Raw genomic sequence first — 20,802 nt, 5'->3', positions numbered from 1 at the left:
ACCGCCGATTTCCGTTTAACCACCTTTCGCCCTATTCGGACTCTCATTGCTGCGAATACTACGGTCGCGCGGGCTACAATGAGTCCCAATAACGGGTCTTGTTTTGCATCTCCGGCTGATACCCTGCCGGCGAAAGGAGACAACGTGGCGAACAGACCAAATCAAAAGCTCAGGCTTCTGTTCCTGCTTAAAACCTTGATGGAAAAGACCGACAGCACGCACGGGCTCACAACGCAGCAGATCATCGAAGAGCTCGCCTATCACGACCTCGAGGCCGAACGCAAGGCCATCTATCGCGACCTGCAAACGCTTCGCGACTTTGGGCTCAACATCGACCAGCGCAGTGGCAAGGAATGGGCGTTGGCCTCGCGCCCGCTCGACCTGCAAGAACTCATCATGCTTGTTGACGCCGTGCAGAGTTCGCCGTTTTTGACCGATGAGTTGACCGACCACCTCATCGGCAAGCTGCAGAGCCTCGCCAGCCTGGGCGAACGCGAGCTGATGCACAAGCGTGTCGACGTACCTTCGCGCGTGAAGATGCGAAACTCCGATGCTCTGCTCAACATCGACTTGATTCAGCAGGCCATGCGCGAAAAACGCAAAATTCGGTTTCGTTACTTCCACTACGACGCCGCCAAGCAAAAGGCTCTTAATCATGACGGAAAGACCTACGAGCTCACGCCTGTGCGCCTTATCTACTCCGACGAACTCTATTACATGATTGGATTTAGAGATAAATGGGCTAATGCCGGCTCGGGTCATCAGCCGTTCACACCTTATCGCGTCGACCGCATGCTCGATGTTGCAGTATCCGAAGAGCCCTCAACCAAGGATCCGCGCATTGCCGGCTATGTGCTCGAAGATCACGTCTCACCATCATTTGGCGTGTATGCGGCGGACAAGACCGCTGTGGTACTGGAACTCGATGACCGTGCGATGAACCCGCTCATCGACAAGTTCGGGCTCGACGCCGTTGTGTTTGAAAACCAGGATGGGCGCTTGCTGGCGACCGTCAAAGCTCCGTTGTCGCCGCAGTTCTTTGGCTGGCTGCTGCAACTCAGCACGTTCATTAAGATCGTTCAGCCCCAAAGCGCCATCGATACGTATCTCAAATATCTCGACGACACTCGGGCACTTTACCAGGAAGACAGGTAATATTTCATGGATACGACCCCCAAATTCGATGAATCGTCTAAACGCCTGAACCCCGAACAGCGCGAGGCCGTCGAATGCCTAGATGGCCCGCTGCTCGTCATTGCCGGTCCCGGCACCGGCAAGACGCAGCTACTGAGCCTGCGCGCGGCGAACATCCTGGCCAAGTGCGATGTCGCCCCGCGCAACATCCTCTGTCTTACCTATACCGAGGCGGGCGCGGAAGCCATGCGCAAACGCCTGATTGAGCTCATTGGGCGCGACGCCTACGGCATCGAAGTCAGCACGTTTCACGGATTTGCAAGCAGCATCAGGTCGCGCTATCCCGAGTACTTCATGCGCCCATCGACCGACACGCTTGTTACTAGCCTGCACCAGCAAGAGATTTTTGATCGGCTGCTCAAATCGCTTCCCTTTGGGTCGCCCCTGGGCGGAGGGTCGCCCGATATGCCCGCGCAAAACATCGGCAAGATGATTGGCTTTGTCTCCAAAATCAAACGCAGTGGCCTGGACTACGACACGCTGGGCGCCATCGCGCAGCAGAATATCGACGCCGCTGCCTGGCTCACCGAGCATTCCGAGCTGCTTACGCTCGCCTGCGAAAGGGCAAGCGCCGCGTTGGCCGAACGCTTTGAGGAAGAGGTCGAGCGTGCCTGCGGCATGGCGCCCACATCGCTCACCCGCCCGATCGACTGTCCCGCCGGTACGTACGTGCCGTACATTCTTGAGTTGCGCGACACCGTTCGCCGCACCGAACTTATTGACGAGAAGGGAAAGTCGTCGGGATACACCAAGGTGCGCGATGCCTTCTTTGGAGGCAGCAACTCTCAGGGACGCACCTTTAAGATTGCGGAGCAGAGCGAGCGACTTAAGACCGCTTGCGACGTCGCGCGTAGCTACCAGAGCGAGCTTGACCAGCACCATCTCTACGATTACGACGATATGATCGGCGACTTTGTTAACGCCGTCGAACACAACGATGCGCTACGTCAAGTGCTCCAGGACACCTATACCTATATCCAGGTTGACGAGTTTCAGGACACCAATGGCGCCCAGATGCGCATCATCGAGCTGCTCTGCGACGGCGTTGATGCGCCCAATATCATGGCCGTCGGCGATGACGATCAGGCCATCATGCGTTTTCAGGGCGCCACGATCGAATGTGCCAACCAGTTTGCGGCCGAGTTTTCGCCCCGGAGCATCGTGCTCAAGACCAACTATCGCTCCACGCCCGCCATCGTTGAGCTTGGTCAAGCTATCGCACGCCAAATTGAATATCGCCTCGACGCCAGCTCGAATAAGTCAATCGAAGCCTCCAAGCCTCAGGGTGATCAGGTCGACTTTAGTGAGAACGTCTTCGGCGGCAAAGCCGAGGAATACGCCGCTGTCGCTGCGAGCATTAAGCAGCGGCTTGATGATCACTATCTCGATAAATGCGAAGATCCCAATGAAGGAATTGCAGTCATCTCTGCCAAACACGCCGCATTGCGCTCGCTTATCCCCTTCCTCGTTAAGAAAAAAGTGCCGTTCTCCTATCGCGAGCGGCAGAATCTCTTTGCTTCCGAGCGTATGCAGACGATGCTGGCACTGTTGCGCTGCGTTACCGCACTTGCTCGCGGGCAGAAAGAGCTCGCCTGTAGCTATCTTCCGCAGATTGTCTGTGCCGCCGAGCTGGGCGGCGACCATCCATCGTCCGTGACGTTTGCGCTCAGCGCCAAGCGCGAGCATCGCGGCGACTGGATGACCGCCATGTGCGAGAGTAATAGCGCCCGCGTCAAAGAGCTGTACGACGACCTTATGCAGTGGGCGGCCGAGGCCGGCGCCTCCCCGGTCAAAGCGTTGCTCTTTAAGATTGCCAAACGCAGCCTTGACTATTATCAGGATCATAAAAAACAGGATCCGCTGGGCGCCGCCGAATTCAATGCCGGCATCCGCGCCCTGCTCACCTTTGCTGAGGGTGAAATGGGCGACGCGCGCCGCATGGGACGCACACTTCGCCTGCCCGATATTGTCGACAAACTCGACGCCGCGCAAAAGTTTGACGTGAGCATCGACGCATCGATCGATCTTGGCACACCGGGAGCCGTTCGCCTTACTAGCGCTCACAGTTCGAAAGGTCTGCAGTTCGATTGCGTCTACCTGCTCGACGCCGACGACTCCACCTGGCACAAAGGTGCTGGCGGCATGAGCTTGTACCCGTCCAACCTGCTTATTCGCGACGAAAAGGATGACGACGATGCGCGCCGTCTGCTGTTTGTAGCCATCACACGCGCTAAGCGGCACCTCGAGCTGTACCGCGCCGGCGGATCGGCGCTGCAGGAGCTCACGGGGCTTATCGACTCTTGCGAGGTTTCTGCTGAAGCGGACCAGCTCAGTGCCGCCATCGAAACCGAATGGCGCGACAACTACGTGTTTGATACGCCCGAGCTCCGTGCGCTTTTGGAACCTCACACCGACGTAAAACACCTCTCTGCCACGGCACTCAACAACTTTGTGACCTACGAGCCTGGGTGTGCAAATAGCCAGCACTTCCCTGAGAAGCAGATTGTGCGCCTGCCCACTGCGCCCACGATCCAAACCGAATTCGGCACTATCGTTCACGCGATGTTCGAAGAAATCGTTAATCGGATGGCAACCGATGGCGCGGCGGCAATTGAGACAATTGAGGCCGAGTATCGCCAGCAGATTTCGTGGCTCGATTTTGCCCCCGAGGACGTCCGTCGCTATTCGGACCGCTTCGAACGCATTTGTCATGCATTCGTCCCTTGGCTTGTCGAGCACGTACGTGGCTACCGTTGCATCACGGAAGCGAACATGCAGTGTCTAACTGCCAGTGGAACTCCACTCTTTGGTTTTCTTGACCTGCTCCTCGTTGACGATGCAGCTAAGACGGTGCAGATCGTCGACTACAAGACTGGCTTTGGCAAAGAAATCCCTGCAGGCTACCATCGTCAGCTCAAGTTTTACAAACTGCTGGTCGAAGCGTCACCCGAGTTTTATGGCTACACCGTCACCTCCATGGGCGACTACTATGTAGAACCCGACAAGACGACGGGCGAGCTTCGCCCGCCGTTCGCGGCAACCGCCAACGCCGTTGACATTGCCGAACTCGAGCAGCTCATCGATGCCGTATGGTCGCGCATTGAACACGGTGCTTGGGATACCAGCGCTTTTGAGCAGAGCGATACCTATGAGCTGGCCATCGAGGAGCAGAAGGGCTGCCGCAAAAAAGCCGATAAAACCGAGGTCATGCAGCGCGCCTACGAGCACTGGCTAGTCGAGAACCCCGGAATGTGACAAAGTGGCAGTCCCTTTGCCACATTATTCGATGACGGTGCGGGAGTTTTGCTTGCGCATGGTGGCGAGCATGTGTTTGGGAACGGCATGGGCCATGCAGCTGCCGATAGTTGCGCTCGCGGCGGCCTTAGCTGCATCGCTAGCGTTTTTGGTCGCGTAGCTGTGACGGAAACGCTTGAGCATGGCGATGTCGTTGCCGCCGTCGCCGTAGACCGCGACCTCGTCCTCGGCAATACCGTAGTAGCCCGCCAGCCAAGCCACGCTCTCGCCCTTGTTGCACGCCACGTCCGTGATCTCGAACATCACCGGATCGAACGGCGCGTTGACCACGCGGTCCGATCGCTCGGCCAAATATGCTTTAAGGTCGCGCTCCAGCTCGGGCGAGGTCACGCGGCAGTTGATCTTGCACACATCGTGGCGCAGGATGTCACCGATCAACTGGTCGAAATACTGCTCCTCGTGATACCCGCCGCGTGCACGCATACCGCGCATCACGACGCGCTTGATAGGGCTGTCCTTTTTAAAGCCCGCCTGGTGCATCTCGAACGATCCGCTCGAAAACATGCCATCGGGTGTGGAGCAGTCAAAACAGATATCCGGAAACTCCTTGAGCAGCTCCTCGGTAATCTGCGGGTCGATGGTCCAGGTCTTGAGCACCTCGCCATGACTGTCGCGCACGATGGATCCGTTGGAGCAGCAGGCGTCGAGTGCCAGACCTGTAAAGCCATGTTCACCAATCGGCAACGTCGAGCGCCCGGTCGCGGGAACCACATGCAGGCCGGCCTCGGTCAGCTCACGAATGGCACGGCGGATGGTCCCGTCTGCCTCGTGCAGGGCGTTCAGCAGCGTTCCGTCTAAGTCACTCGCAAACATCTTGATCATGGGCATGCCTCTCCTTCGTCTGCACGATATTGTAGACGAGAATGAGCGCGCCCCAAGAGAGGCGCACCCGTCAGGCGAAAGATTGTCCTACACCGCAGAAGGGCCGTGTTCGCCGGTACGGATGCGGATGACTTCTTCGACCGGCTCGACCCAAATCTTGCCGTCTCCAACGGCACCGGTGCGAGCGGCATTGCAGATGATGTCGACAATGCCGTCGACGTGCTCGTCGGCGCAAATGAGCGTGAACTGCACCTTAGGAATCGTGTTGACAAGCAGCTCGTTGCCGCGCACGTATTCCTTCCAGCCATGCTGTGCGCCGCAACCCTGCACCTGGTTGATAGTCATACCGCGAACATCGGCAGCAAACAGCGCATCTTTAAGAACCTCAAGCTTTTCCTGGCGCACGATAGCCGTGATCTTTTTCATAGTAAATTCCTCTCTTTAAGAGTTGGTCTGACAGAACGTTAGAAACCGCTAGTCCAGACCACTAAACGAAGGATATGCGCTCTCGCCGTGCTGACTCGCATCCAGGCCCAGCGCCTCGTCAGCCTCGTCCACGCGCAGGCTGCCGTGGAACAGCGCCTTGACCACCGTGGCGATCACCAAGTCGAGCACCAGCACAATAGCAACCGTCACCACAATGCCCAAAATCTGCGAGATGAGCAGCGACACGTCACCCGTGTAGAACAGGCCACCTTTACCGGTCCACGAGAGCTCCGGCACGCAGAACAGGCCTGTGAGCACGCCGCCCAAGATGCCGCCGATACCGTGGCAACCGAACGCGTCGAGCGCATCGTCGTAGCCGAACTTGGTCTTTAGATGGCTGATGGCCAAGTAGCAGACGGGCGATACAATCAAACCCATAACCAGCGCTGCCCACGGCTCGACAAAGCCTGCGCCGGGCGTGACCACCACAAGGCCCGCAACCAGACCGGTGCTGGCGCCCACCAGCGTGGGGCGACCGGTGCGCACGCGCTCGACGGCAAGCCACGAGACCATACCCGCCGCGCTGGCCGTCACGGTGTTGAGGATGGCGAGCGCCGCCACGGCGTCGGCCTTAAACTCGCTGCCGCCGTTAAAGCCAAACCAGCCAAACCAAAGCAGACCGGCGCCCAGCGCCACAAACGGCACGTTATGCGGACGGTAGCTCACCATGCCAAAACCGCGACGACGGCCAAGCATTAAGCAGAGAATCAGGCCCGTCAGACCGGACGAAATGTGTACTACGTCGCCGCCGGCAAAGTCGAGTGCGCCGATGACGTCGCCGATAAAGGAGCCATCGCCGCCCCAAACCATGTGGGTAAGCGGCGCATAGACCACAAGCAGCCAAATGCCCAGGAAGGCCGTCATGGCGCCAAACTTAACGCGGCCGGCCAGGCTGCCCGTGACGATAGCAGCCGTGATCATGGCAAACGCCATCTGAAAGGCGATGTTGATGATCTGAGGATAGACGGCGCCGTCCGCGGCATTGCCCTCGGCCGCCTGCAGCACCTGGTTGAGCACCGGCAGGCACAGCAGCTGGTCAAGGCCTCCAATAAACGGGCTGGAACCGTCGCCGCCGTAGGCCAGCGACCAGCCGGCAACAATCCACAGCACACCAACCAGGCCAATGGCGCCGAAGCACATGAGCATGGTGTTGATGACATTTTTGCGCCTGGACAGGCCGCCATAGAAAAACGCCAGACCCGGTGTCATTAAAAACACGAGCATGGTGCAGATGAGCATAAACGTTGTCGATCCCGTATCGTACATTCGCTCCCCCTTGATCGCATGAACGTTGTCGGCGCCCATAATGCGGCCGAGGGGAAACTGGTGTAGACCAGATACAGCGTTGTTAAACGCTGCGTTGTCGAATGGAAACGGTGCCGCAATCTTGGAAACGGCGCGGCAACGGTCGCGAAACCAATGGGAAACGCAAGGACGACAGGAGGCCATCTATGCCCGCATTTCAAATCAGCTATATGCAGAGGCAAGGCAGTCCCAAGGCAGACTCCGCATCAGATTCGTCCGTGATTCCCCTAGGGAAATCACGGCTAGGCGCTCTTTAGCGTGTTTTCCCTAGGGGAATCACAGTCGGCGTCGGCAGTAGCGTGTTTTCCCTAGGGAGATCACAACTGGGCGGAGCAGGGTAACGCCCCCTTAAGAAGCTGACGACCATATCAAAAGCCATACCATGCAAAACAACCCTTATCAACATCTCCTCCACTGCCCAACGCTACATATGAGGAGCGACTTTTGGCACACCGAAACGCCTCAGTAGGTGTTCGAGATAACCGTCCTCGTACACGCGGCTAAATTGCACCCTCATGATCGGAATGCCCAGAGCCGTAATGTGCGACTCTCGTTGACGCTCTGCAACCAAACGCCTTTGCATCTCTTTTCCCAGGCCGTCCGCGCCAACGTATTTACCAAAACCATCGACCTCAATAATTAAGCGAAGCCCATTCGGCAACTCGTAGTACATATCGGCACGAATCGCACCGCCATCGATCGGGTCAACAAACTCGGCTTGCAACATGGTCGGAGGAAGGTAACCCAGCGCGACAATCAATCCGCGCACGATGGATTCACCGCCGCTCTCCGAAGCGCCATCGGCATAGCGCGCTACCATCTCAGCGCACAAGGCCCCAGAGCGACATCGCGCCAACGCTTCAACATAGTCGCGATACTTTTGGATATCGAGCTTGCAGAACCGCAGGGCGCTATCAGCTATAGCCAAACCGTCTTCAAAAGAAGCAACAAGTGAGCAGTCGAGCACCGTCCGTTCTAGCGTCGTTCGTTTCACGGTGCCGTTTAGCTCGATCTCATTTAGAGGGCACTCATGCCGATGGATTCCCGTACCGCACCTACCATGCGAGCGCCCGCTAGCTACAAGATGAATTGTGTCCAGATATTTCTTCGAAACCCAAAGTCCATGGTCAAGCGCAGCAGAAAAGGAACAGACGGCCTCGTCAGGGTGCTCGTCGAGAAACGTATTTTGAACATAGCGCCAACGAACGCGCGGACTCGTCTTGAGCGCATCCCACGTGGAGGCGCGCATGAACATCCCGCTAAACGGACGCACGGCCACCCCTGCCGCTACGGCGCGACGAAGCGCTTCGCGATCCGCCCTGGTTTTGGGCACTAGACAACGCTGCAAGCGCTCCGCCCCATCAAGCTGTTCTTCAATCCTTTGCCGTGCGCTGGTATTCCTCACGAAAGCCACCTCCCAATAGAGGCAGCATAGCCAAAAGGCACCTTGCCAATCTCTTGCCATTAACTGACCAAAAGCTTGACGTACTGCTTGACGCCGCAGGTCAAAGACGTCATCCCGGCGCGCACCACAACTACGTCGCTCGGTGAACGGTTGTCATCGAGGTGCAGGCGGCAGTTTCCTTGCCCTCTCTAGGCCCTCTGGCATCGATGATACCTCGTAGCCTCAGTTCAAACGTGATTCCCCTAGGGGAAACACGGCTAGGAGCTCTTTAGCGTGTTTTCCCTAAGGGAATCACAGTCAGCGACGGCAGTAGCGTGTTTTCCCTAGGGGAATCACGATTGGGCAGAGCGATAAGGTGACTTCCCTAGGAAACACGCACCTGCAAGGCGCCTCTACGACTCCAGCTCTTAGCGCCGAAACAGCTCGTGCGCGCGGTCGCGGAGATTAGTTGCTCGAATGACACCTTCGTAGCAATTGATGCGCAGACGCGGGAAGGCATTGAAGAAGCGCAGGTCGCGACGACTGAGCGACACACTCGGCACCGGACGGCTCGCGCGCCTGCCGGCACGGAGACGGGCGAGCGACGGATGGGGCACGCTCGGCGCGGCATCGGCCACGCGGCGGGCGGCAAGTGCCAGGCCATGAGCGCCGTCCGAGATAAACGTCGGCATCGAAGCCTTCTCACGCAGGGCATCGAGCGTTGCATCGCCCAGCTCGGCCAGCCACGCGTTAACGGCACGGCTGCGGATATGCGTCTGCGTCACCGAGTCGATCGCCGAATCGGGAATACGTTCTAGCATGGAGTCAGACGCATCGGCAAGCGACTCGTTGATGCGGTCGGCAAGGTCGGCGCGCACACGCTCCAGCTGATCGGACAAACGGCGCCAGCTGGCCAAAGAGCACGCCGCATCGACCATCATCGCGACCGCGACGATAAAGGCCGCCAGCCGCACAATCAGCACCGGCAGATGGCCGAGCAGCCCCAGCAATGCCGGCTCCACTAAACGGCAAATGCACAGCGCACCCAGGCCAAACGCGCAGGCCCAGTACAGACAGATGCGTCCATGCAAATTAAACGGCAGGTGCGAGTAATCCCAAAAGCGAGCGCCTGTTGTCTTTTCCAATAGGAGGCCCACACTGTACTCGATTACGCTGCATACAAGCGCCGCCGCGACAAACTGGCCCGAGGCATCCGGAATCCCGCGCAGCAAAAGCCAGCAGGCTATGCCGCCCACACCATAGATAGGACAACACGGCCCCAGCAAGAATCCGCTGTTGGCGAAGCGTCCTTGGTTAAGCATGGCGCATACTGTCGACTCCCATGCCCAGCCGCAAAACCCGTAAAAGGCAAACGAGAGTACCAGTGCCGAGAGTGGACAGGCGGCAAGCGTCGCGCCGCCAAATGCCATATCAATCGCGGTCCCCACCGTCTACCCTCTCCTCTTTTCGCTCGATGCTTTACTCGAGCCGTCACTCGAGCCCTCGTTCAAATCGTTCACGCCGTCTTTGCGCGGCAGACGGCCGGCGACCGTCTCGCACAGTGCGCACCACTTATCAGCCAGGCACACAATCCATGCCTCGCGACACGTCGGCGGCACTGGCACCAGCGGAAACATATGTCGCGCGATAATATTCCGTTCGCACGGCGTCAGCTCAAAATCCTCTTCGGCACGTGCCAGGGCAAAAAATGGATGCCGAAATCCGTGCAGTCGATGGCTCGGATCGGGGTCATGCCAATCGTAGAGAAAGTAATCGTGTAACAAGGCTCCGCGCAACAGCGATGCACGGTCGACCGAAATGCCAGCACGGCCCAAGCGCTCGGCAAAGGACAGACTTGCCCGCGCCACCGAGGTCACATGTGCATAGACCGTCACATCGCCATGCTGGATAAACTCGCGCGTCAGGCCCAGACGGCCCGCCTGGGCCAGCTGGTGGGCGGCATAGTCGACCTCGTGCGCGATTTTCTCGGCACGAACGGCATCAGACATGCTGCCTCCTTCCAGCGGCTCACGGCGGCAAGCCACGGCCTGCACGCATTGAATAAAATCATCATCGAATCTACCAGTATGGCATCGGACAAAACGTTTTGCCTCGCCAGTTGGCGAATTACCGCGCCGCCGTCACATATCAAACGCCAAAATGTGCGAGACTGTTCTGTGCAATTGTGCCGGCCGAGGGAGCGCCGGCGCTCGATTCGCATGGAGTAACCCACAACGATGCTGCTTACGCAAACGACAACGCCCGAGGACGTCAAGGCTCTTAATCGCGCCGAGCTCCCGCAGCTCTGCGACGAGATTCGCCACGCCATCCTCGAAAGCTCCGCCGCTGTCGGCGGACACGTTGCCCCCAACCTGGGCGTCGTTGAGCTCACGGTCGCGCTCCACCGCGTGTTTAACTCCCCCACCGACAAAATTGTCTTCGACGTGTCGCACCAGACCTACGCCCACAAGGCGCTGACCGGGCGCGCGTACACCTATATCGATCCGGAGCGTTATGGCGAGGCCTCTGGCTTTGCCAATCCCGACGAGTCCGAGCATGACCTGTTTGCCATGGGTCACACCTCGACCTCGGTGAGCTTGGGCTGCGGTCTTGCCCACGCGCGCGACCTGGCGGGTGACACGTATAACGTCATTACCGTTATTGGCGACGGCTCGCTTTCGGGCGGTCTGGCGTTTGAGGGCTTTAACAATGCCGCCGATCTCGACAGCAACTTGATCATTATCGTCAACGATAACGACCAGTCCATTGCCGAAAACCACGGTGGTCTGTATCGCAATCTGGCCGAGCTGCGCGCCAGCAACGGCACCTGCGAGCGCAACGTTTTCCGCGCGCTGGGGCTCGACTATCGCTACCTGGACGCCGGTAACGATGTCCAAGCGCTGGTCGATACGCTGCAGGAGCTGCGCGATATCGATCATCCCATCGTGCTGCACGTCTCCACCGCCAAGGGCAAGGGCTTTGAGCCAGCCCAGAGCGACCCCGAGCACTGGCATCATGTGGGGCCCTTCGATATGGCAACCGGTCGCAAACTTTGCCCGGGCCACCCGAGCGAGCCCGCACCGCGCACCTATGCCGATATTACGAGCGAGGCACTCAACGCCGCTATCGCGAACGACCCGCAGGTTGTCGCCATCACGGCTGCCACGCCCTATATCATGGGCTTTACGCCCGAGCTTCGCGCCGCGGCAGGCAAGCAGTTTGTCGACGTGGGCATTGCCGAAGAGCACGCCGTCACCTTTGCCACCGCGCTCGCCAGCGCCGGCGCCAAGCCGGTCTTTGGCGCATACGGCACGTTTTTGCAGCGCGCCTACGATGAACTGTGGCACGACCTGTGCCTCAACGACGCCCCCGCAACCATCCTGGTGTTTGGCGCTTCGGTCTTTGGCACAACGTCCGAGACGCACCTCTCGTTCTTTGATATTTCCATGCTGGGCGGACTTCCCAACATACGCTACCTGGCACCGGCCTGCATGGAAGAATACCTGTCCATGCTGAGCTGGTCGCTCGACCACCGCGAGCATCCCGTGGCAATCCGCGTACCGGGCATCGGCCTGGTAAGCCGTCCCGATCTGGCGCCCGCCGAGGGCGCCGATTACAGCGTCGTGCGCTACAACGTCGCGCGTCAGGGCCGCGATGTAGCCGTGCTTGCGCTTGGCGACTTCTTTAAACTGGGCGAGCGCGTGGCAAACCGCTTGGCTGCCGAGTACGGCATCGAGGCCACGCTCGTCAACCCGCGCTTTGCAACCGAGCTTGACCGCAAGTTTCTCGACAGCCTTGCCGCCGAGCATCGCGTTGTCGTCACCCTCGAGGACGGCATCTTGGACGGTGGGTGGGGCGAGCGTGTCGCGTGCTACTTGGCCTGCACGCCTGTGCGCACGCGCACCTTTGGCATCGCCAAGGGCTTCCCCGACCGCTACGACCCCAACGAGCTGCTCGCGCAGAACGGCATGACGGTCGAGAACATGGCCGCCGAAGCCGTAAGGCTACTCAACGAGTAAATAACCTCCGCAAGGGAAGCACCCCTGCGGAGGTTTTTATTTTCGCGACGCGATTATCTCAATCTGTAACATCTAGAGGATAAATCCTCGTCCAGCTGTTACAGATCTAGATAAGACATTTTAGTCCCAGACCTTTGTCTCAATCTGTAACAGATAGAGACCTTTTGTCCGTCCAGATGTTACAGATCGAGACATTCGAATTCCCCTGAAGAGAAAATCTCGATCTGTAACAGCTAGAACCCATTTCCTCGTCTACCTGTTACAGATTGAGACAAAACAGCGAGGCGGACCGTCCGAAAAGCGCTATCTCAGCAGCAATAACCGACGTTTGCCCAGATAAAACCTGCCAAAATAAACCTGTCCCTTTTTGGTAGGTAGAATAACCCATAAGGTAAGTATGTTTCTGTGTTATTTCGTGTTGACCCATTTGAGCGCGATAGGGTATAACTCTACTCAACCGCTAGGGATTTTATTGAGAAAGGTGTTCTACCATGAGCAAGAACCTCTCCCAGCAGGTCGTTCTCGACCGCCGCGGCTTCGTTGCCGCCACCTTCGCAACCGTCGCCGGCCTTGGTCTTGCCGGCTGCTCTGACACCAGCGCCGAGGCCGACAAGGGTTCCGCCGCCGGCTCCTCCAAGGGCTCCGAGGATACCGAGGTTTCCGCCACGCTCGATGCCAAGGCGTTCGACAAGCTCGTCAACGACGGCCCCAAGGCCGATGACGACGCCATCGCCGCCAGCACCTGGGCGACGGCCGTCAAGGACGCCGGCGTCTTTAAGATCGGTGGCGTTCAGACCTCCACGCTCTTCTCCCTCCTCAACGAGAAAGACGGTCAGACCCGCGGCTTCGACGCCGGTATCGCACAGCTCCTGTCCAACTACATTCTGGGCGAGAACAAGGTCGAGATCACCCAGGTGACCTCGGACACGCGCGAGTCCGTTCTGCAGAACGGCCAGGTCGACGCTGTCTTTGCCACCTACACCATCACTGACGAGCGCAAGAAGCTCGTCTCCTTTGCTGGTCCCTACTACTACACCCAGCAGGCCATCCTGGTGCTCGCCGATAACGACGACATCAAGAGCGTCGACGACCTGGCCGACAAGAACGTCGCCGTCCAGTCCGGCTCCAACGGCCCCGCCATCCTGGAGGAGTTCGCTCCCAAGGCCAGCCAGCAGGAGTTCAAGACCGACGAGGAGGCCCGTCAGGCACTCCAGCAGGGTCGCGTTGACGCCTACGTCATCGATAACAACATGCAGCAGAGCGCCCTGGTCCGCGAGCCCGGTAAGTACAAGATCGCCGGCAAGCCCTTCGGCAGCAAGGAGCCCTATGGCATCGGCCTGCCGCTCGATTCCGACGGCGTCGCCTTTGTCAACGACTTCCTTAAGAAGATCGAGGACGACGGCACCTGGACCGAGCTGTGGCAGATCTGCATCGGCGACCGCACGGGCGACACCAATGTTCCCGAGCTGCCCGAGATCGGCGCCTAGGCAACGAGCCTAGTAACGGCCGCAACGAAACCATATGGAAACGCACGATGCGCTTTATTGCGGTAAACTGTTTCCTCACAGAGTTGTCGGGGCTTCCGTACACACGGAAGCCCCTTTCCTTATCGGCGGGAGGTCCGCATGAGTCTCTCCGAGCTCTGGTCGCTCTATGGCCAGAACTATATCGACGCGCTGCTAGCAACCTGGGGCATGACGCTTGAGTCGTTTGCCATCGCCATGGTGCTGGCCGTCGCCGTCACCGTGATGCGCGTGTCGCCGCTCAAGCCGCTGCGCGTCTTTGGCGACCTGTATGTCCAGGTCTTCCGTAACATCCCAGGCATCGCACTGCTCATCATCGTCGTCTATGCGCTGCCGCCGCTCAAGGTCGTCCTGCCCTACCGCACCTGCGTTATCGTCGCCACGGTCCTTTTGGGCTCGGCCTTTGGCTCCGAGAACTTTATGAGCGGCATCAACACCGTCGGCGTCGGCCAGGTGGAAGCCGCACGTTCACTCGGCATGAGCTTCAATCGTATCCTCGCCAAGATCGTGATTCCGCAGGCACTGCGCTCGAGCGTGCTGCCCATGACCAACCTCTTTATCGCCGTCATGCTCACCACCGCGCTCGGCAGCCAGGTGCCGCTTAAGCCGCAAGAGCTCACCGGCGTGGTGAGCTACATCAACACGCGCTCGCTCGGCGGCGTCGCCGCGTTCTTTATCTCGGCGCTCGGCTACCTGGGCACTGCCTTTGTGGTGAGCCACATTGGCAACTACATTGATAAGAAGGTGAGGATCCTCCGATGAGCAAGCATTCCACCTCCGCGCTCACCATGCGCGATGCGCTCTACGAGGCTCCCGGCCCCAAGATGCGCGCCAAGATTCGCATCGGCACCGCCATCTCATTGGTTGCCGTGGCGGCGCTCATCGCCTTGGTACTGCAGCGCTTTTATGTGACCGGTCAGCTTTCGGTCCACTATTGGTATTTCTTTACGCACCTCTCCACCTGGAAGTTCTTACTTGCCGGCTTTGAGGGCACCGTTAAAGTCGCACTCACCGCTGGCGCCATCGCGCTGGTACTGGGCTTAGGCCTTATGCTCGGCCGCACCAGCGACATCAAGCCGCTGCAGCTGGTCTGCCGCGTGCTCACCGATTTCTTCCGCGGCGTGCCGAGCCTGCTGTTCATCTACTTCTTCTTTTTGGTGCTGCCCCAGTACAAGATCGCGCTACCGTCGTTTTGGATGCTCACGCTTCCCGTCGCGCTCGCCGCAGCCGGCGTACTCGCCGAGATCTTCCGCGCCGGCGTCAACGCCGTGCCGCGTGGCCAGGTCGAGGCGGCCCAGGCGCTCGGTCTCTCCAAGGCTAAAATCACCTTTAAAATCGTATTGCCGCAGGCTATTCGATTTATCATTCCGTCGTTGATTTCGCAGCTCGTGGTCGTAGTCAAAGACACCACCGTCGCCTACGTGGTGAGCTACCCCGACCTCATGCAAAACGCCCGCGTGCTCATTACCAACTACGACGCCCTCGTGTCGGTCTACCTGGTTATCGCGGTCATCTACATCCTCATCAACGTCGCGATTAACAAGGCCGCTGTCTACGTTTCGCACAAGACCGGCGCGACCATCATCCGCTAACACTTTACCATTTCGAGTCATAAGGAGCCGAGCACCATGGCACAGAGCACCTCTTCCACCGGCAATCAGCCGCTGATCGAGCTCAGGCACGTCGATAAGCACTACGGCGATCTGCACGTTCTCAACGACATCAATCTCTCGGTCGACCGCGGCGAGGTCGTCGTTGTGATCGGACCCTCGGGCTCGGGCAAGTCGACCATGTGCCGAACCATCAATCGCCTGGAAACCATCGACTCAGGCGAGATCCTCATCGAGGGCGAGCCCCTGCCACAGGAAGGCAAGGATCTTGCCCGCATGCGTGCCGAGTTGGGCATGGTATTTCAGCAGTTCAACCTGTTTGCACATATGACCGTACTGCAGAACGTCATGCTGGGACCGGTCGATGTGCTGGGCGTCTCCAAGGAGGAAGCTCGTGAGCGCGCCATGGACCTGCTGGGCCGCGTGGGCGTTGCCGAGCAGGCCGATAAGGTGCCCGCACAGCTCTCGGGCGGCCAGCAACAGCGTGTAGCCATCGCACGTTCGCTTGCCATGCAACCCAAGGCCATGCTTTTTGACGAGCCCACGAGCGCCCTTGACCCCGAAATGATCAACGAGGTGCTCGAGGTCATGGTCCGTCTGGCCCAGCAGGGCATGACGATGATCGTCATCACGCACGAGATGAACTTCGCCCGCCGCGTGGCCGACCGCGTCGTGTTTATGGCCGACGGCCAGATCGTGGAAACCGGCACACCCGACGAGTTCTTCGACCACCCCAAGACCAAGCGCGCCCAGGACTTCCTCAACTCCATTAAGGGCCACTAGCCCAATTGCCACGCGGGCAAATTCATCAGTAACGTTTGTCCCGCGCCACCCCTGTGCCATGTCCACCCGGATTCGAAAGCCGCACCCATGATCGGAACCCGCACCTCATCGTCCTACACTCCGCACGTCGACGTCGATCCCGCTGACCGCCCGCTTATCCTGGTAGCACCACGCTGGGAAGAAGCGAAGCCCTATTTGAGCGAGACGCTCTCCCCCAACGAGGAGATTGCGAGCGTATTTGTCGACGCCATTCTTGCCGCCGGCGGTCTGCCGCTGCAGATGTCCATCACCGAGGACATTGAGGTCATCCGTCATTACGTCGATATCGCCGACGGCATCTCCATTCCCGGCGGCCCCGATGTCAATCCCAAACGTTGGGGCGATGATCGACCCTACGACCCCACCCTCTGCTGCGAGATCCGCGATAGTTTTGAGTTTAAGCTGGTCAGCGAGGTGCTCCGTGCCAAAAAGCCGCTCTTTACCACCTGCCGCGGCACGCAACTGCTCAACGTCGCCACCGGCGGCACCCTGTGCATGGACGTGCCGAGCCTGGGCGCGCGCGAGGGCCGCACGCAGTGGCGCCATACCCACGTGCTCAACGACCCTGTGCATCCTGTCGAGGTCGTGCCGGGCTCGCTGCTGGAGCGCGCGGTTGGCGGGCACAGGCTGATCCAGACCAACTCCGCACATCACTGCTGCGTCGATCGTCTGGGTAAGAGCACGCGCTTGGTCGCCAAGGCAACCGACGGCGTTCCCGAGTGCATCGAAGTCGAAGGCCAGCCGTTCTGTCTGGGTGTGCAATGGCATCCCGAGTACACCTGGCAGACGCTCGAGACCGACTTTAACCTGTGGAAGTCGTTTGTCGAGGCGGCGGCCAAGGTAAAGCAGACCCGCTAGTTCGCGAACCGCATAACAGATAAGGGCGCCCCGCCGGCCACATGGTCCGACGGGGCGCCCTTTTGCCTATACGCGACAGGCGCGCAGCCCAAGGCTCGCAAGCTCTTATTCGGCCGTCTCGCGCAGGGCCGACATCGTAGCCGCATATTGCTGCTGCAGCGCATGCATCCCCTCGCGAGCGCCGTCAACGGCATCGGCGCCGCGCAGCGCCTCGGTCACCACGACCGCCGGCTCGTACAGATTATCGAATCCCAGGTTCTGGCTCACGCCCTTGAGCGTGTGCGCTGCCATAAACGCACCTTCGGCGTCTCCCGCCGCCATGGCGGCCTCCAGCTTGTCCATGCTCTCGTCATCCAAAAACTTGAGGGCAAAGCGGGCGAGCATTTCCTCGCCCATCAGCCGAGCGCACGCGTCATCATAATTGGCGCCGATCTTCTCATACGCCTCACGCATGGAAATCATGGATTAAAAACTCCTTTGGTCAAACTAAATCGTGGGAAACGCGACAACGTCGGCGGGGCGTGCCAACGTCTCGGCAATTTGGTCTTGCACCTCAAGCAGACAATCGAGCAGCAGCGGGTTAAAGGTGCCGCACTTACCGTCCAGGATCATCTGAATTGCCTCCTTGTGCGGGATAGCGTCCTTGTACACGCGCACGCTCGTCAGAGCATCGTACACGTCGGCCACCGAAACCACCTGTGCGGCAATGGGAATTTCGTCGCCCTTAAGGCCATCGGGATAACCCTTGCCGTCCCAGCGCTCGTGATGCCAACGCGCAATCTGGTACGCATATTCCATAAGCGCATTGCCGGCGTGATGGCTACCCAGCTCAAGCAGCATGTCGGCGCCGATCGTGGTATGCGTCTTCATAATCTCGAACTCCTCGGACGTAAGGCGCCCGGGTTTGTTGAGAATCGCATCGTCAATCGACATCTTGCCGATATCGTGCAGCGCCGAAGCCAGGGCAATCGTGGAGCGCTCCTCATTGTCAAGGGAAATGGTGTCGCTACGCTGGACCAGACAGCCAAGCAGCAGCTCGGTCAGCTTTTCGATGTTCGTAACGTGCCTGCCGCTCTCGCCGTTGCGAAGCTCCATGACGCCAGCCATGATGTCGATGAGCATGCGACTGTTCTTGACACGCTCGTTGTACTGCTGGGACAGCAGGCTCGTCAGGCGGCGCTGTTTGGCGTATAGGCGGATGGTGTTGCTTACACGGCGGCGCACGACACGGGAGTCAAACGGGCGGTTGATATAGTCCGAGGCGCCCAGCTCGTACGCGCGCAGAACCATATCATCGGAATCTTCGCTCGAAATCATGATGACAGGCAGATTGTCACTAACCGATCGGCGCGACAGACCGGCCAGCACCTCAAAGCCGCTTATGCCCGGCATGACAATATCCAGCAGCACGAGCGACAACTCATCACCATAGCGGTCGACCATGTCGAGCGCCGTACGACCGTTGTCGGCCTCGAGGATGCAATACTCGTCCTTGAGCATCTCGCTGAGAATGACTCGGTTCATCTCGGAGTCATCGACAATAAGTACCAAAGGCTTTTCGCTTTGGAAGGCCTCGATGGAATCGGCATCTGTCACGACCGTACCGGCTTTTGCCTTAGCGCGGCTCAGTAACTGGACAGCGCGGCCAACGCCCTCATCGACCGTCTCGCCATGAATGCGAACGCCACCAACACATGCCGTCAAGCTCACGTACTCATGGCCCGGAATAATCGTGGAACGAACGGCATCGGACACCTGATGCAGGCGACGGGTGAAGTCATCGGAGGGAATATTGGGCATGACAACCACAAACTTGTCGCAGCCATAGCGCACAAGCTCGTCAGTCGAACGGATTCCGCTGCGCATGGCTGTCGCCACGGCACCGAGCGCAAGGTCGCCGGCATGACGGCCACACGTATCGTTGAAGACCTTAAAATCATCAAGGTCGATCATCGCAACGCCGGCATTCATGCGGGCGCTACGGAGCTTTTCCTCGTAATATCGGCGATTGTGCACGCTCGTCAGCACGTCGGTGTAGACAAGGTCCTCTTTTGCAGCCTCTTGCCCATCGATCGGACGCACCATCAGCAGGACATGAGGCTCGCCCTCGACCTTCAGAGGGCGCAGATGGGCGCGGTACTCAACGCCATCGTTGAGCAGTTGCTCCGACACCTCATCGGAATCTGTCAAGGCCTCAAGACTTGCCTGGCGCAAACAAGGGCAGCGATCACCGGCGAGCAGGCAGTTAGGCTCGCTCTTAATCTGATCGGCCGACAGCAAACGTACCACGGGGTAGGTCTTCGCGACACGGGCGACCTCGGTAGCAGCCTCCTCGTCGGTTAGATTGACCTCGTGATTATTGAGCATATGGGGCCCTTTCGATAGCTTCGCATGGTAGCGGTGGGTTCCAAATGTTACAAGGGTAACACCTTGCCGATGCAGGTAAGCACGTGAATGCTGTTACATTTTTATGAGTTGGCAGACGGCGCGATTGAAGCCGCAGACGTGAGGTTTTAAGCATATTTGTTAACAAGGCCGAAACGTTTGCGGGTGAAGTCTGCTTTGGCTATTGCGGGTGTTAGAGCCCCAGGATGCCAAGGACAGTCTGGGCAGCCGCTCCCGGGCGATCGCGCAGGCCGTTGTGCGCGCCGGGAACCATTACGAGTGGACAGTCCAAAAGCTCAGCCGCCACCCTTGTGCCCGCCTCGCGAGGCGTGCCAATCGAGAGCTCGCCCAGGAGCACGGCGGCCACCGTTCTTGACGCGCGGACGCTATCCCAATCGGGAACGCAGGTCATAGTAATCCCGTATTCGTTTGCCATGAAGCTGCGGCCGTTGCGCAGGGCATGCTTGGCTTCTGCCTCGGTTAACTTGGGGGCCTCAGGGTCCGAATCGCCGATGGCGCCCAGGAAGGCCCGTAATGCCCTGGAGACCTTTCCCGCGGCGATCATCTCGAGCAAAACCGGGGCCGCGCCCAGACCGGCACCCTCATCCGTCACGGCGGGTTCATGCAGAATCGCACGCGAGATTATGGTGGGGTTTGCACGGAGAAGCTCCAGCGTCACCAGCGTACCGGCACTGTGCGCGAGCACGTTTGCCGGAGTGCCAATATGCTCGATAACGGCCTGCAGGTCCGCGGCCTGGACGGCGAGGTCGTAGCGTCCGTCTGCAGCGTCGCCGCTCTCGCCGCAACCGCGCCGGTCGTAGGTAATGACGCGATAGTCACAGGCGAGCTCGCGGGCGATGGCGTCAAAAAAGACGCCGTCGACGCAGGCACCGTGCACGCAAACCAAGGCGGGTGCGTCGGACGATACAACCGGGCCGGCATACTCGCGGCAGGCGATCGTAGTGCCCGCATTCTCGACCGTAAAATCCATACTGTGTTCCCATCGTCAACACCACCAGGCCGTGCCGGGGTGCGGCTTGGTCAGATGGCGTCATTTTGTGTGTACATGAATGCGTCTA

17 protein-coding genes are annotated in these 20,802 nt (G+C 59.1%); 8 read left to right on the top strand and 9 right to left on the bottom strand.

What is annotated here, in order from left to right; all coding sequences use genetic code 11:
- Nucleotides 1-144 precede the first annotated feature (144 nt).
- Both ACKUUJ_RS03280 and ACKUUJ_RS03275 read left to right on the top strand, forming a co-directional pair.
- Complete coding sequence (locus ACKUUJ_RS03280) at nt 145-1,155, top strand: helix-turn-helix transcriptional regulator (RefSeq protein WP_409064652.1); 1,011 nt, start codon at nt 145-147, stop codon at nt 1,153-1,155.
- A 6-nt stretch (nt 1,156-1,161) separates the two neighbouring features.
- On the top strand, nt 1,162-4,449 hold the full coding sequence (locus tag ACKUUJ_RS03275) for an ATP-dependent helicase (protein WP_409064651.1): 3,288 nt from the start codon (nt 1,162-1,164) through the stop codon (nt 4,447-4,449).
- Between the two features lie 24 nt (nt 4,450-4,473).
- Here the strand turns inward: ACKUUJ_RS03275 and ACKUUJ_RS03270 are convergent, their stop codons facing one another.
- The 6 genes from ACKUUJ_RS03270 to ACKUUJ_RS03245 all read right to left on the bottom strand — a co-directional run bounded on the left by ACKUUJ_RS03270 (nt 4,474) and on the right by ACKUUJ_RS03245 (nt 10,515).
- Nucleotides 4,474-5,331, bottom strand: a complete 858-nt coding sequence (locus tag ACKUUJ_RS03270; protein WP_409064650.1) for an HAD-IIB family hydrolase — start codon at nt 5,329-5,331, stop codon at nt 4,474-4,476.
- An 87-nt stretch (nt 5,332-5,418) separates the two neighbouring features.
- Nucleotides 5,419-5,757: a P-II family nitrogen regulator gene (locus tag ACKUUJ_RS03265; protein ID WP_409064649.1), complete on the bottom strand. Its 339-nt coding sequence runs from the start codon at nt 5,755-5,757 to the stop codon at nt 5,419-5,421.
- A gap of 48 nt (nt 5,758-5,805) precedes the next feature.
- Entirely contained in the window at nt 5,806-7,083 is a 1,278-nt protein-coding gene (locus tag ACKUUJ_RS03260) for an ammonium transporter (protein WP_409064648.1), read from the bottom strand.
- Nucleotides 7,084-7,546: 463 nt separating this feature from the next.
- On the bottom strand, nt 7,547-8,527 hold the full coding sequence (locus ACKUUJ_RS03255; protein WP_409064647.1) for a hypothetical protein: 981 nt from the start codon (nt 8,525-8,527) through the stop codon (nt 7,547-7,549).
- Nucleotides 8,528-8,934: 407 nt separating this feature from the next.
- Nucleotides 8,935-9,954, bottom strand: a complete 1,020-nt coding sequence (locus ACKUUJ_RS03250; RefSeq protein WP_409064646.1) for a putative ABC transporter permease — start codon at nt 9,952-9,954, stop codon at nt 8,935-8,937.
- A gap of 3 nt (nt 9,955-9,957) precedes the next feature.
- Nucleotides 9,958-10,515, bottom strand: coding sequence for an HD domain-containing protein (locus ACKUUJ_RS03245; protein ID WP_409064645.1), 558 nt, complete (start codon nt 10,513-10,515; stop codon nt 9,958-9,960).
- Between the two features lie 228 nt (nt 10,516-10,743).
- Here ACKUUJ_RS03245 and ACKUUJ_RS03240 point away from each other — a divergent pair, with 228 nt between their 5' ends.
- From ACKUUJ_RS03240 to ACKUUJ_RS03215, 6 genes are all read left to right on the top strand, one after another.
- Entirely contained in the window at nt 10,744-12,525 is a 1,782-nt protein-coding gene (locus ACKUUJ_RS03240; protein WP_409064644.1) for a 1-deoxy-D-xylulose-5-phosphate synthase, read from the top strand.
- Nucleotides 12,526-13,016: 491 nt separating this feature from the next.
- Nucleotides 13,017-14,012, top strand: coding sequence for a glutamate ABC transporter substrate-binding protein (locus ACKUUJ_RS03235; RefSeq protein ID WP_022094656.1), 996 nt, complete (start codon nt 13,017-13,019; stop codon nt 14,010-14,012).
- A 138-nt stretch (nt 14,013-14,150) separates the two neighbouring features.
- Entirely contained in the window at nt 14,151-14,810 is a 660-nt protein-coding gene (locus ACKUUJ_RS03230) for an amino acid ABC transporter permease (protein ID WP_006234894.1), read from the top strand.
- Entirely contained in the window at nt 14,807-15,640 is an 834-nt protein-coding gene (locus ACKUUJ_RS03225; protein ID WP_409064643.1) for an amino acid ABC transporter permease, read from the top strand. The genes ACKUUJ_RS03230 and ACKUUJ_RS03225 overlap by 4 nt, the downstream gene beginning before the upstream one ends.
- Nucleotides 15,641-15,676: 36 nt before the next feature.
- A complete protein-coding gene (locus tag ACKUUJ_RS03220; protein WP_195445708.1) occupies nt 15,677-16,441 on the top strand; it encodes an amino acid ABC transporter ATP-binding protein in 765 nt (254 codons plus the stop codon).
- A gap of 87 nt (nt 16,442-16,528) precedes the next feature.
- Nucleotides 16,529-17,338 carry a gamma-glutamyl-gamma-aminobutyrate hydrolase family protein gene (locus tag ACKUUJ_RS03215; RefSeq protein WP_409064642.1) on the top strand — a complete coding sequence of 270 codons (810 nt, stop codon included), beginning with the start codon at nt 16,529-16,531 and terminating at the stop codon, nt 17,336-17,338.
- 105 nt (nt 17,339-17,443) lie between these two features.
- Here ACKUUJ_RS03215 and ACKUUJ_RS03210 read toward each other — a convergent pair whose 3' ends face one another.
- The 3 genes from ACKUUJ_RS03210 to ACKUUJ_RS03200 all read right to left on the bottom strand — a co-directional run bounded on the left by ACKUUJ_RS03210 (nt 17,444) and on the right by ACKUUJ_RS03200 (nt 20,714).
- Nucleotides 17,444-17,800, bottom strand: a complete 357-nt coding sequence (locus ACKUUJ_RS03210; RefSeq protein ID WP_022094661.1) for an Hpt domain-containing protein — start codon at nt 17,798-17,800, stop codon at nt 17,444-17,446.
- A 24-nt stretch (nt 17,801-17,824) separates the two neighbouring features.
- Nucleotides 17,825-19,705 (bottom strand): diguanylate cyclase, encoded by a 1,881-nt coding sequence (locus ACKUUJ_RS03205; RefSeq protein WP_409064641.1) that lies wholly within the window; start codon nt 19,703-19,705, stop codon nt 17,825-17,827.
- A 211-nt stretch (nt 19,706-19,916) separates the two neighbouring features.
- Entirely contained in the window at nt 19,917-20,714 is a 798-nt protein-coding gene (locus ACKUUJ_RS03200) for an alpha/beta fold hydrolase (protein WP_409064640.1), read from the bottom strand.
- Nucleotides 20,715-20,802 lie beyond the last annotated feature (88 nt).

Source organism: Collinsella sp. wc0583, from assembly GCF_046116915.1.
Classification (GTDB): Bacteria; Actinomycetota; Coriobacteriia; order Coriobacteriales; family Coriobacteriaceae; genus Collinsella.
Note: the sequence above shows the minus strand (reverse complement) of the source record. Positions and strands in the feature narration are given on the sequence as shown.

Bases quoted from the DNA above. Each gene is read 5' to 3' on its own strand.
- ACKUUJ_RS03240 (WP_409064644.1), top strand. From the start codon at position 10,744: ATGCTGCTTACGCAAACGACAACGCCCGAGGACGTCAAGGCTCTTAAT.
- ACKUUJ_RS03265 (WP_409064649.1), bottom strand. From the start codon at position 5,757: ATGAAAAAGATCACGGCTATCGTGCGCCAGGAAAAGCTTGAGGTTCTT.
- ACKUUJ_RS03260 (WP_409064648.1), bottom strand. From the start codon at position 7,083: ATGTACGATACGGGATCGACAACGTTTATGCTCATCTGCACCATGCTC.
- ACKUUJ_RS03270 (WP_409064650.1), bottom strand. From the start codon at position 5,331: ATGATCAAGATGTTTGCGAGTGACTTAGACGGAACGCTGCTGAACGCC.
- ACKUUJ_RS03210 (WP_022094661.1), bottom strand. From the start codon at position 17,800: ATGATTTCCATGCGTGAGGCGTATGAGAAGATCGGCGCCAATTATGAT.
- ACKUUJ_RS03235 (WP_022094656.1), top strand. From the start codon at position 13,017: ATGAGCAAGAACCTCTCCCAGCAGGTCGTTCTCGACCGCCGCGGCTTC.
- ACKUUJ_RS03205 (WP_409064641.1), bottom strand. From the start codon at position 19,705: ATGCTCAATAATCACGAGGTCAATCTAACCGACGAGGAGGCTGCTACC.
- ACKUUJ_RS03225 (WP_409064643.1), top strand. From the start codon at position 14,807: ATGAGCAAGCATTCCACCTCCGCGCTCACCATGCGCGATGCGCTCTAC.
- ACKUUJ_RS03200 (WP_409064640.1), bottom strand. From the start codon at position 20,714: ATGGATTTTACGGTCGAGAATGCGGGCACTACGATCGCCTGCCGCGAG.
- ACKUUJ_RS03245 (WP_409064645.1), bottom strand. From the start codon at position 10,515: ATGTCTGATGCCGTTCGTGCCGAGAAAATCGCGCACGAGGTCGACTAT.
- ACKUUJ_RS03230 (WP_006234894.1), top strand. From the start codon at position 14,151: ATGAGTCTCTCCGAGCTCTGGTCGCTCTATGGCCAGAACTATATCGAC.
- ACKUUJ_RS03275 (WP_409064651.1), top strand. From the start codon at position 1,162: ATGGATACGACCCCCAAATTCGATGAATCGTCTAAACGCCTGAACCCC.
- ACKUUJ_RS03215 (WP_409064642.1), top strand. From the start codon at position 16,529: ATGATCGGAACCCGCACCTCATCGTCCTACACTCCGCACGTCGACGTC.
- ACKUUJ_RS03220 (WP_195445708.1), top strand. From the start codon at position 15,677: ATGGCACAGAGCACCTCTTCCACCGGCAATCAGCCGCTGATCGAGCTC.